This is a genomic window from Clostridium oceanicum (assembly GCF_039521385.1).
GTDB lineage: Bacteria > Bacillota > Clostridia > Clostridiales > Clostridiaceae > Clostridium_F > Clostridium_F oceanicum.
Genome location: NZ_BAAACG010000010.1, coordinates 81,590 through 96,002, shown reverse-complemented (window position 1 = coordinate 96,002; position 14,413 = coordinate 81,590). Strand labels below are relative to the sequence as shown.

At 28.8% G+C, this 14,413-nt stretch carries 2 protein-coding genes; both read left to right on the top strand.

Annotated features, from left to right (window positions below):
* Window positions 1–567 precede the first annotated feature (567 nt).
* A complete protein-coding gene (locus tag ABDZ71_RS10945; RefSeq protein ID WP_343761618.1) occupies window positions 568–6,942 on the top strand; it encodes a DUF4073 domain-containing protein in 6,375 nt (2,124 codons plus the stop codon).
* A gap of 576 nt (window positions 6,943–7,518) precedes the next feature.
* The gene (locus tag ABDZ71_RS10940; RefSeq protein ID WP_343761617.1) at window positions 7,519–13,887 is read left to right on the top strand and encodes a DUF4073 domain-containing protein; all 6,369 of its coding nucleotides are present in this window, start codon (window positions 7,519–7,521) and stop codon (window positions 13,885–13,887) included.
* The last annotated feature ends 526 nt before the right edge of the window (window positions 13,888–14,413 follow it).

Genomic DNA, 14,413 nt, shown 5'->3' with positions numbered 1-14,413 from the left:
ATAAGTAAAGCTTTTAAATATACTCTTATATTTGTACTTACATTTTTTATAACATACTTGTTGGATTTTAATATGGCTAAAAGTAAAAATAAATTTTAATAAAGATAAGAAAATATTTACTAATAAAAAGCTTTGAGAGTTTTCTCTTAAAGCTTTTTTATTATGTAAAATTGTAGGATGAAAATTTATGATTCTTACATTTAAGATTTTAAAAAGCATATATTCTGTAAATTAATATTTTTAGCGGGCAAAATAGTTTTTACATAATAGATGCTTTTTTTATATGTATTTTTATTATTAAAATTTTTATCTTTTAATTAAAGCTATAATGAGATATTTACCATATTTTACTTTATATACTATGCTAAATTCTGATATAAGGTATGCTTTTAAATAAATAGTATATATTATAGGCAAAATATTACTGGCTTTTATTGTATTTTAAAATTTTCTTTAATATAATATTAATAAATATTAAACTTTTTCGATAATTATTATAGGATAAAATGAATGGGTATTAATGCCAATTCATATTTATACAAATTTATCAATAGGGGGATAGATTTAATGATTACAAAAAAACACAAAAGAATATCTTTATTAGTATTTGTGAGCATGCTTTTTTCACTTTTGCCAGTGAATACATTTAATGTATCAGCAAGCTCAAATGAGGTAAGTTTGCCAACACTTACTGAAGCTGTAAAATATTCTGAATTTTTCAGTGAATTAACAACATTTATTAATGAAAAGGTTGGCGATGATACAAGTAAAGGTACATTAACTAATTATTTAAAAGATGCAAATTTTGAAAAAGCTATTGCTCAAAGAGAATTCATCAGAAAAGCTGGAGCTTCAACAATTGAAGAATTTGCAAATACTCAGGAGAAGAAGAACTTTATTAATTGGGTTTTAAACAATGAAGAAGCTATGAGTCTTTTCTTAGAGGGGGGAGAGGCAGAGTCAACCTATTTAAAAGCTTTAAATCTATGGTTTGAAATTTTTACTAAAGATTCTGATTCACACAGTGGTTATGAACTAAGATTAGCTGTTGCTACTGCAGTAAAACTTGGAAATGGTGTACCAAAGTGGTATACAAAAAGAACTTTAGTAACTCCATATGAAAGATATGAATATTATAAGGTTCGGGAAGCTGAAGGCAAGTTTCCTATAAGCATGAAAACAAGAACTGTTTGGGAACTTAGAAATATAGTAAAAGCTCCTTGTAGTAACTGGGATTTGGATTATGCAAGAGATATACTTCATAAAGGTAGATATAGTACTCAAAAACAAAGAGTATCTATAAGTCGTCCACCATATACTGCTACTAGTATATATAAAGATAAAAATGGAAATCCATACAGTGTATTTAGAGCCAGTGGTGATCAATTCTTTGGTCCTGATGCAACACTTAAGGAAGTTCGTAAAATAGGTGGAGTTTGTGGTACTCAATCTAAGTTTAGTAGCATTGTAAATAATGCTTTTGGTATTCCTGCTTTTAATGTTGGACAACCAGGTCATGCAGCTTATGTTTACCATTCACCTAAGTCAGTAGGTAACTGGGATCTTGGATATAATATATCTGGGTGGGGAAAATCAGGAAATCGTCAAAGCAAGTATGTTCCATATACTAATTATAGCGATGTAAGTAACAGACCTGCATATTGGTTTGCTTATGAAGCTGCAAGGGAAGATGAAGAAGCACTTCATAAATCCCATCAACTTAAATGGATTGCCACTGCACTTAAAGATTATAGTAAAGCTCAATCAGTACGCAAAGTTGCTATAGAAATTGATAAATGGAATGTAGATATATGGAGAGATTATGTAAATGCAGTTAAAAATCTTTGGAACAAAGCTAAAGCAGATACAAAAATACCTTCAAACAAAATAACAGCAACAGCTACGAGTTCACATTCATCAAGTCAAGGTGCTTCTAAAGCTATAGACGGTAATAGTAGTACTATATGGCATACAAAATATGGTAGAAACAAAGCTAATCTTCCACAATCAATAACTCTTACATTTGATAAAGAATATGAAATTAGTAGATTTGAATATTATCCAAGAAAGAGTGGAAGTAATGGTCGTATAACTGAGTATAATCTTTATACAAGTTTAGATGGCAAAAATTATAGTTTAGTTTCTCATGGTACATGGTCCGATAATTCTAGCACAAAAACTGTACAATTTGAAACTAGAAATGCAAAATATGTGAAACTTGAAGCTTTAAAAGGTCATGGTGGTTATGCTACTGCTTCAGAAATTAAAGTATACAGACCATTTAAAGATAAACCAATATCACAAAAGGAAAGAGAAGAATTAGGAGATTTTATTATAGCAGAACTTGGAGAACAACCAAGAGTTGCCTATGATTTATTTAGATCAGTAAAAGGATTAATAATAAATAAAGAAATTTCAAGAGAAAAATATCAAGAATATATAGTTAATTTAAATTCAATGATTTACAAAGCTTACAGCATAAATAGTAAGCAAAAGCAGATAGCTCAAGAGGTTAAAAATTCAATCACAAGTTCAGGATTAACTCTAGCAGATTTTAATTTTGATGGTTCTAATGCAGGAAGAATAATGAAAAGTAAAACTGATAGTGAATATAGTCTTGATGGTGGTAAAACTTTTAAACCTATAACAGAAGACAATATGAAACTAAGCCCTGAGGAAATAGAATCTATAACAGCTGAAAATAATATTAAAATAAGAATAAAAGGAACAGATAAATATGTTACTATTCCTATAAATAAAAGACCGAATCTTCCACAAATCCAAGCGAATGATGATATAAATAGAATATTTGGATTAAATGAAGAAGTTTATTTTAGTACTGACAATGGTAAAACATGGACTCAATATAAAGATGAGTCTAGTCTTCCAGATTTGTCAGGGGATTTAAAGTTTATAGTTAAAATACCTGCCAAGGGAAAGACATTAAGAAGTGTAATAAAAACATATAACTTTACTACTAAAGTTAATCCTTCACTTATTCTTCCATCAGAGATTATAGATATTAAAACTGATGTAGTAAAAAGTAATTCAACAAAATGTATTTATAACGGAAACATTTTTTCATATTTCCATACTAACTATGATGAAAATAAAAGAAAGTTTCCTCAATCTGTTACATTAGAACTTAAAGAGCCAAGTGATATTTATAAACTTGAATATGTGCCAAGACAAAGTAGTATTACCCATGGACGTATTTCTCAATATAATATTTATACAAGCTTTGATGGTAAAAACTTTACACTTGTTTCAAAAGGTACATGGGCAAAGGACATGACAACAAAGACAGCTGAATTTAATTCAAAAGGCGTAAAATTCGTAAAATTTGAAGCTTTAGCTGCTGAAAAAAATTATATATCAATAGGTGAATTAAGACTTTATAAAACTGAAAAATTAACTCCAAAAGTAAGTTTTAGCTTTGATGGTACAAATAAAGGAAAACTTTCAGGATCAAATAAGGATATGGAGTATAGCTTAGACGGCGGAACTACATGGAAAAGTGTTACTACAATTAATATGACTCTTCCATCAGAGGAAATTAGTAAATTAAAAGTAGATAGCAAGATTAAAGTAAGATTTAAAAATACAACAGCAGGCTTTGAGATATCATTTAAATCTTGCGAAAAAATCCCTAATGTACAAGGGGATAACACTAAAAATACAGTAACTGGTTTAGATAAAACTATGGAATATAGTATAGATTCAGGTAAAACTTGGACTAGCTATAATGGAACATTTAATACAGATTTAAGAGGAAATGTTGATTTATATGTAAGGTATAAAGCTACTGGTACAACTTTCCCTAGTGAAAATTTAATTTTAAAATATAATGCAGAAGAAACAGAAAAATTTGACGGTAGGGTTGTATATAAACTTACAAGTAAAGCTACAGGTAGAAGTGTTGAAGTGAAAAGTGGCAGTAGATCAGATAATGCACAAGTTGTACAACATGGAGTTACAGGTTGGTCAAGACAAACTGTGTATTTAGTTTCTGTATCTCAAGATCAATACAAAATTGTATCAAAACTTAGTGGTAAAGTTTTAGCACCTAAAGATTCAAGTAAGAGTAATGGAGCTACTTTAGTTCAAACTACTTACAAAGGTGAAGATATTCAAAAGTGGAAAATTGTAAACTTAGGTAATAGTGAATATCAAATAGTAAATCTAGAGACAGGTTATGCTATAACAGCAAATAATAATCGTTATACAATTACTGTAAATAAGCTTGCTCATAATAAAAATCAAGTTTGGCGTTTGAAGTATCATTATAATGTGGTTGTTCCAAAAGTAAGCTTTAGTTTTGATGGCGGAAATAAAGGTAAATTAGTAGGAAGTAATAAATCTATGGAATATAGCATAGATGGAGGAAAGAGTTGGAAATCAGTTTCTAGAGATAATATGACTTTATCTAGCTATGAAATAGGAAAAATCAATTCTAAATATGGAATAAAAGTTAGAGTTAAAGGCAACGCAGGTATTTTAGACATTAATATAAATGAAAAACCAAAAGCTCCAGAAGTTAAAGCAGATGATAACAAAAACATTGTAGAAGGAATAAATTCTTCTATGGAGTATAGTAAAGACAATGGAAGAACTTGGACAAAATATAGAGAAAGCAATCCAGCTAAATTTTTAAGTGATGTAGATTTACTAGTAAGAGTGGCTGGAACAGGGGTAACTCCACCAGGAGAAAGTAAAAAATTAAGTTTTACATCTAAAATAACTACTCCTTTATACAAAGCCTTTAATCCGATGGATCATATAACAGTTAAAGATTCAGAGGGAAAAGATATAAGTAAAAGCATTGAAGTTACAAAAAACAATGTAGACGTAAATAAAAAAGGAATGTACTCAGTTACTTATAAAGTTTCAAAAGGTGAGAATGAAAAAATAATTACAAAAGAAGTAGAAGTAGTAAGTGATTTTAAATATCTAAGTGATATCAACTATAAGAGTGGAAAATGTGGATGGAGAAGTATTTCAAAAGATTCTAATATTGGTGGTGGATCAATTGTTTTATATTCAATCTATGGAAAAGACACTTTCAAAAAAGGAATAGGAGCCCATGCACCCTCAGAAATAGTATATGATGTTAAAGATAAAGGATATACAAATTTTGAAAGTTATATTGGATTGAATCAAAACGTATATACTTCAAATGCAACTGTAATATTTAAAGTTTATGTAGATGGATCTTTAAAATATAGTTCTGGAGTTGTTACTTCAAAAACTCCTTATAAATATGTAGATGTTGATATTAAAGATGCAAATGAAGTAAAGCTTGTAGTAGATTCAAATGGTAGTAAAAGCAGTGACTTTGCTATATGGGCAGATGCTAAATTTACGAAAAAAGATTCAGCTCCTGTAATTGAAGCTTCAAATGTATCTTATGAAAAAGATGATGAAATTGATTTTAACGAAATTCTTAAAAATGTTAAAGCAAAAGATATTGAAGATGGAGATCTAACTTCAAAGGTTACTTACACTACAAATTATACAAAAGGAAGTACAGGAAACTTTGACATTGTATATAGTGTAGTTGATAGTGAAGGATACAAAACAGAAAAGAAAGTTAAATTAATTGTAGTAAATAGTAGCATATATGTATCAGATACTAATTGGGCATCTGCAAAATCAGGATGGAGAAAAACTAAAAAAGATTTAACAATAAGTAGTAGATCACTTCGTCTTTGGGATGGAAAAAAAGAAGTAACTTACAAAAAAGGTATAGGAACTCATGCTTATTCAGAGACAGTTTATAATTTAGAAGGTAAAAATTATGGATATTTTACAAGCTACGTAGGAGCAGCAAGAGAAGGAAATTATAGAACATCTGTAAAGTTTAAAGTTTATGTAGATGGTAAACTTAAAGCAGAAACTGGAGTAATGAAAAGAGATACAGCTAAGGAATTTATTAAAGTAAATATAGGTGGAGCAAAACAATTAAGATTAGTAGTTTTAGATGGTGGTAACGGGAATGGAAATGATACTGCAATATGGGCAGATGCAAAATTTCTTATAGCAGATAAAACTGTTATGGCAGTAGACACTTCTAAACTTGAAGAAGCTATAAAAGAAGGAGAAGCTTTAGATTCTTCTCATTATGAAAAAGATTCATGGGATAACCTTAAAGGAAAAATAGCAGAAGCAAAACTACTTTTAACTAAAGGTGGAGCGGATAAAGCTAAAGTTGATAAAGCAGTAGAAGATATAAAATCAGCTATAACATCACTCCAAGAATTCAAAGGGGAAAGCCCTGTAATAAATGCTGAAGATTTAAGCTTTTATAAAGGGGATGAAATAAACTTTGACTCTATACTATCTAAAGTTACAGTAACAGATAAAGAGGATGGAGATTTAAGCTCAAAAGTAACATACACAACAAATTACGTAAAAGATAAAGTTGGGGAATTTGAAATAGTATATACTGCTATAGATAGTCACAAAAACAAAGCAGTTAAAAAAGTTAAATTAATAGTAAAAGAAAAATTTGTTTATGCAAGTGATATAGCTTGGGTAAAAGCAACATCATCATGGAAACCTGTTAAGAAGGATTCAACAATTAATAAAAATCCTCTTCGCCTTTGGGATGGAAAAAAAGAAGTAACTTATAAAAAAGGCATAGGTGTTCATGCTCATTCAGAAATTGTTTATGATTTAAAAGGTAAAGATTATAAATTCTTTTCAAGTTATGTAGGTGGATGCAATAGAGAAGGAAGCACTAGCAAAAAATCTGTAGAATTTAAAGTTTATGTAGATGGAAAGCTTGTAGCAAATACTGGCGTTATGAGAAAAGGTACAGCACAAAAGTTTATTAAAGTAAATATAGCTGGAGCCAAAGAAATTAAGTTAGTAGTTTCTAATGGCGGCGATGGAAATCAAAACGACCATGCAATATGGGCAGACACTAAATTTATAAAGTAAAAGACATAAAATAAAAATTTTAATATAATAGCATATAAAATATAAAATGTAGTCCATATAAATCAATGCATTTTCATAAAAAATGTAAATATAAAAATTAATGTATTTCCATAAAAAATAAGAGATAGATAGATTTGTATAAAAACAAGTTTATCTATCTTTTTTAATCTATAAGTATGGTTGTATTATTTTTCTTGGAACTATTAAAACTTTAATAAAACAATCTTTTTTTTATTTTGTAGGGATGTACGCTTTTATTTCTTGAAAGTATTTTGTGTATTTTTATTAACAAACTTTTAAATTTATAAAAATACTAACTTGAAATTTAATTTTTAAATCTTTTTCTATTTACAAAATATATACATTTTCTTAAGAAAATCAATGAAATATAGGTAAAATGTAAGCTAAATAGAAAATAAAGTTACAAAAATGTCACTTTTATCATTGTTTTTTAAAATTTTTTTTAATATAATATTAATGAAGATTAAAGATGTTCGATAATTAATATGGTAGAAAATGAATGGGTATTAATACCAATTCATATTTATACAAATTTATACTAGGGGGATAGATTTAATGATTACAAAAAAACACAAAAGAATATCTTTATTATTATTTGTGTCCATGCTGTTTTCACTTTTGCCATTAAATGCATTTAATGTAGCAGCAAGTTCAAATGAGGTAAGTAAACCAACACTTACTGAGGGAGTAAAATATTCTGAATTTTTTGACAAATTAACTATGTTTATTAATGATAAAGTTGGTAATAACATAGGAAAGGATGGGTTAAACAATTATTTAAAAGATTCTAGTTTTGAAAAAGCTATAGCTCAAAGAGAATTCATTAGAAAAGCTGGAGCTTCAACAATTGAAGAGTATGCAAGTACAAAAGAAAAGAAAGATTTTATTAACTGGATTTTAAACAATGAAGAAGCTATGTCTCTTTTCTTAGAAGGTGGAGAGCCAGATACTGAATATTCAAAGGCTTTAAATGTTTGGTTTGAAATTTTTACTAAGGATCCTGATTCAAAGAAAGGTTATGAATTAAAATTAGCTATTGCTTCTGCTATGAAGTTTGGTAATGGTGTACCAAAGTGGTATACAAGTAGAACTTTAGTAACTCCATATGAAAGATATGAGTATTATAAAGTTCGTGAAGCTGAAGGGGTATTTCCTATAAGCATGAAAACAAGAAGTGTTTGGGAACTTAGAAACACAATAAAAGCTCCTTGTAGTAACTGGGATTTAGATTATGTAAGAGAAGTCATTCACAAAGATAGATACAATGAAGAAAAGCAAAAGGTAGCTGTAAGATACCCACCATATACTTCTACTAGTATCTATAAAGATGAAAATGGAAAACCATATAGTGTATTTGGTTCTAAAGGGGATCAATTCTTTGGACCTGATGCAACAATTAAAGAAGTACATGAAATAGGTGGAGTTTGTGGTACAGCATCTAAATTCGGTACTATTACAAATAATGCTTTTGGTAACCCAGGATTTAATGTTGGACAACCAGGACATGCAGCTCATGTATATTATTCACCTAATACAGAAGGCAAATGGGATCTTGGATATAACATATCTGGTTGGGGAAAATCAAGTAACCGCCAAAGTACATATGTTCCATATACTAATTATAATGATGTGAGTAATAGACCAGCTTATTGGCTTACATACGAAAAATCAAGAGAAGATGAAGAAGCACTTCATAAATCACATCAACTTAAGTGGATTGCTGATGCACTTACAGATTATAATAAAGCTCAAGCAGTTCGAAAGGTTGCTATAGAAATTAATAAATGGAATATAGATGTTTGGAAAGACTATACAAATGCAATTAAAAACTTTTGGAATGAAGGAATTGAAAATACAAAAATACCATTAGATAAAATGACAGCAGAAGCTACAAGTTCACATTCATCAAGAGAAGATGCTGCTAAAGCTATAGATGGTAATACTAGTACTATATGGCATACAAGATATGGTAGAAATAAAGCTGAACTTCCACAATCAATAACTCTTTCATTTGATAAAACATATGAAATTAATAAATTTTTATATGTTCCAAGACAAAGAGGTAGTAGCGGCCGTATAACTGAATATAATCTTTATACAAGTGTTGATGGAGAAAACTATAAATTAGTTTCTCATGGTACTTGGGGAGATAATTCTAAAACAAAAACTGCAGAATTTGAAAAAACAAATGCTAAATATATAAAACTCGAAGCAATAAAAGGTCACGGAGGTTTTGCTACTGCTTCAGAACTTAAAGTATATAGAGCAGTTGAAGATAAACCAATTACAATAGAAGAAAGAGATGAACTAGCTTATTTTATTTTAAATACTCTTAAAGATTCGCCAAGACCTGTATATGATTTATTAAGATCAATACAACACTTAATATTAAATAAAGAAACTTCAAGAGAAAGACAGCAAAAATATATGCTTGATTTAAACTCAATGTTAGAAGAAGCTTCTCAAATAAACAAAAAGCAAGGTCAAATAACCCAGGAGATTAAAAACTTAATGCCTTCACAAGGCTTTGGTTTAGGAGATTTTAATTTTAACGGTGCTAATGGAGGAAGGTTAGTAGGAAGTAAAACTGATACTGAATACAGCCTTGATGGTGGTAAAACTTTCAAACCTATAACAGAAGAAAATATGAAACTTACTCCAGAGGAAATAGAATCTATTACACCGGAAAATGGAATTAAGTTAAGACTTAAAGGTACAAGTGAATGTGTTAGCATTATTATAAAAAAATCACGTTCTCTTCCTAAAATTTATGCAAATGATGACATGAATAAAATATTTGGATTAAACGATAAAGTTTATTTTAGTACTGATGATGGTGAAACTTGGACTAGATATAAAAATCAAGATACTCTTCCAGATTTATCAGGAGATTTAAAATTCATGGTTAAAATTCCTGCAGAAGGAAAAACTGCAAGAAGTGAAATAAGAACATTTGATTTTACAAGCAAAGTTAATCCTGAAGTTATTCTTCCATCAGATATTAAAAGTATTAAAACTAGTGTTTTAAAAAATACTGATGTGAAAGCTATATATGATGGAAATATTAATACTATTTTCCATACTAACTATAAGGAAAATGGACAAAAAATGCCACAATCTATTACTATAGAGCTTAAAGAGGCAAGTGATATATATAAACTTGAATATGTTCCAAAAGAAGATGGTTATTCTACAGGACGTATTACTGAATATAATATTTATGCAAGTGCTGATGGTGAAAAATTCACACTTGTTTCAAAAGGTAATTGGTCAGGTGATAACAAAGTTAAAACAGCCCTATTTAATGCTAGAGGTGCAAAATATATAAAACTTGAAGGTGTAAAAGCTAAAAGAAACTATATAGCTATTTCTGAATTAAGACTTTTCAAGACAGAAACTTTAATACCTCATGTAAGTTTCAATTTTGATGGATCTAATGCTGGAAGACTTGTAGGTGCAAATACTGATATGGAATATAGCATAAATAACGGCAAGACATGGAAAAGCGTAACAGAAGCTAATATGAAATTAACATCAGAAGATTTTAAAAACATTAATCCAGAAAGTATTATTAAACTAAGATTTAAAAATACAACTGAAGCTTCTGAAATAAGTTTTGCAGCTTGCACAAGAATTCCTAATGTAGAAGGAAACGATAGTGAAAATACAATCACTGGTTTAGATAATACTATGGAGTATAGTATAGATTCTGGTGAAACTTGGACTAGCTATAATGAAGACTTTAACTTAGGATTAAGAGGTAATGTTAACCTATATGTAAGATACAAAGCTACAGGTACAACTTTTCCGAGTGATTATAAAGTATTAAATTATACAGCAGAAAAGACAGAAAAATTTGATGGAAGAGTTATATATAAATTTATAAGTAAAGCTACAGGTAGAAGTATTGAAATTAGAGGTGCTAGTAGATCAGATAATGCGGATGTTATACAAAGTAGAACAACAGGGTGGTCAAGACAAGTAGTATACTTAGTTCCTGTATCTAATGGTGAATACAAAATTGTATCAAAACTTACATCTAAAGTATTAGCACCTAAAAATTTAAGTACTGAAGATGGAGCTACTTTAGCTCAAACTACTTATACAGGTAGTGATATTCAAAAATGGAAGATTGTAAATTTAGGTAACAACGAATATGAAATAATTAATGTAGAGACAGGTCTTGCTATGACAGCAAATAGTAACCGTTCTACAATTAATATCAGTAAACTTTCTCATAGTAATAACCAAGTTTGGTCTTTAAATTACCTTCAAAAGGTAGTTGTTCCAGAAGTAACATTTAGTTTTGATGGTGAAAACGCAGAAAAAATTATGGGAAGTAATAACTCTATGGAATATACTCTAGATGGAGGACAGTCTTGGAAATCAGTTTCTAGAGATAATATGACTTTATCTAAAGAAGAATTAAGTAAAATAAAATCAGAGTATGGAATTAAAATTAGAGTTAAAGGTAATGCAGGTATTTTGACTATCAAAACAAATAAGAAAGCAAATGCTCCAAATGTTAAAGCTAATGATAACAAAAACATCGTAGAAGGAATAAATTCTTCTATGGAATACAGCGTTAACTCAGGAAACACTTGGGTGAAATATAAAGAAGACAGTGAAGTGAAGTTTTTAAGTGATGTAAATGTATTAGTTAGAGTTTCTGGAAAAGGGGTAACTCCTCCAGGAGAAAGTAAAAAATTAAGTTTTACATCTAAAATTACTATTCCTTTATATAAAGCTTTTAATCCAATGGATTATATAACAGTTAAAGACTCACAAGGAAATGATATAAGGGGCAATATTGAAGTTACAAAAAACAATGTAGACGTAAATAAAAAGGGAATGTATTCAGTTACTTATAAAATTTCAAATGGTGATGATGAAAAAACAATCACAAAAGAAGTAGAAGTAGTAAGTGACTTTAAATATCTAAGTGATATCAAATACAAAAGTGCAAACTTTGGTTGGAAGAGAATCACAAAAGATGTTAATACTCAAAATGCTCCAATTGTTTTAAACTCAATTTATGGAAAAGATACTTTCAAAAAAGGAATGCTAGCTCATGCAAGCTCAGAAATAGTATATGATGTTGAAAATAAGGGATATACAAATTTTGAAAGTTATATTGGTATAGAAAATTATGCATACAATAGAAATTCAAGTGTAATATTTAAAGTTTATGTAGATGGAACTTTAAAATATGATTCTGGTGTTATGGGTTCAAAAGCGCGTTACAAATATGTAGATGTTGATATTAAAGGAGCTAAAGAGGTGAAACTTGTAGCGGACCCAAATGGAAGCACTAGCTATGATCATGCTACATGGGCAGATGCTAAATTTATAAAAAAAGATTCAGCCCCTGTAATTGAAGCTACAAATGTGGCTTATGAAAAAGATGACCAAATAAACTTTGATGAAATCTTAAAAAATGTAAAAGCAACAGACATTGAAGATGGAGATTTAACTTCAAAAGTTACTTATACTACAAATTACACAAAAGGAAGTACAGGAAACTTTGACATTGTGTATAGCGTAGTTGATAGCGAAGGATGCAAAACAGAAAAGAAAGTTAAATTAATAGTTGTAAATAGCAGCATTTATGTGTCAGATACTGACTGGGTATCAGCAAAATCTGGTTGGTCAAGAACTAAAAAAGATTTAACAATAAATAGTAGACCTCTTATTCTTTGGGATGGTGAAAAACAAGTTACTTATGAAAAAGGTATAGGAACTCATGCTCATTCTGAAACTATCTATAATTTAGAAGGTAAAGACTATGGATACTTTACAAGTTATGTAGGTGGAGCAAGAGAAGGTAATTATAGAACATCTGTAGAGTTTAAAGTTTATGTGGATGGAAAACTTAAAGCAGAAACTGGTGTTATGACAAAAGATACAAAAGCAGAATTTATTAAAGTAAATATTGCTGGAGCAAAAGAGCTTAAATTAGTAGTTACAGAAGGTGGTAACGGAAAAGGAAACGATACAGCAATATGGGCAGATTCAAAATTCCTTATAGCAGATAAAAATGTTATGGCAGTAGACACTTCTAAGCTTCAAGAAGCTATAAAAGAAGGAGAAGCTTTAAAATCCTCTGACTATGAAAAAGATTCATGGGATAATCTTCAAGGAAAAGTGACAGAAGCAAAACTACTTTTAACTAAAGGTGGAGCAGATCAAGCTAAAGTTGATAAAGCTATAGAAGATATAAAAACTGCAATATCAAGTCTTGAAAGATTTAAAGGGGAAAGCCCTGTAATAAATGCAAAGGATCTAAGCTTTTATAAAGGTGATGAAATAAACTTTGACTCTATACTATCTAAAGTTACAGCGTTAGATAAAGAAGATGGAGATTTAACTTCAAAAGTAACTTACACTACAAATTATGTTAAAGACAAAGTAGGGGAATTTGAAATAGTATATACTGCTGTAGATAGTCACCAAAATAAAACAACTAAAAAAGTTAAATTAGAAGTAAAAGAAAAATTTGTTTATGCAAGTGATTTAGATTGGATAAAAGCAACTACATCTTGTAGAAAAGTACAAAAGGATAAATCTCATACTGGTGGTACTTTAAGATTATGGGATGGAGAAAAAGAAGTAACATATGAAAAGGGAATTGGAACTCATTCTAATTCAGAAGTAATATACAATATAGAAGGAAAAGATTTTAAATACTTTAAGAGTACTATAGGTATTAATAGAACAGCAAACTATAGAGGATCTGTTAAGTTTAAAGTTTTTGTAGATGAAAAACTTGTATATACATCTGATGTTATGAAGAAAAATACAACTTCAAAATCTATTGAAATCGAACTTGAAGGCGCAAAGAGAATTAAACTAGTAGTAGATGATGCTGGAAATGGTAGAGGAAACGATCACGCAAACTGGGCAGATGCTAAGTTTATACAGTAACCTTAAGAAAATAAGTAATTTGCTCTTTTTATAAAGTGAATTTAATAAAAAGAGATTTATAAAGTTTATATAGTAAACTGAGATAGATAGAATTCAATAAGTTTACACAGTAAGCTGAGAAAATATAGAAATTAATGTATTTTCATAAAAAATAGAAAGGTAGATAAATTTGTATAAAAACAAATTTATCTACCTTTTCTTTATTATTTTTCATTATATCATTAACTTATTTTAGTTTTATATTTTAAATTAATATTAGTAATATAAATTTAAAATAATTGGCATCTTTTAAAATAAATTAATACTTCTTAGTGAAGTGAATAGATTGGTGAAGTTAATAGTTTTTGGTAATATATAACTTTATTATATATGTATTTTTATTAATAAATTTTTAATTTTTGTAAAAATACTAGCTTGAAATTTAAGGCTTATTTCTATTTTAACTTCTAATTTTTACATAATTTTTAAGCAAAATAACGTAAAGTAGGAAAAATGTAAGTCAAATAGAAAATAAAGTTATAAAATG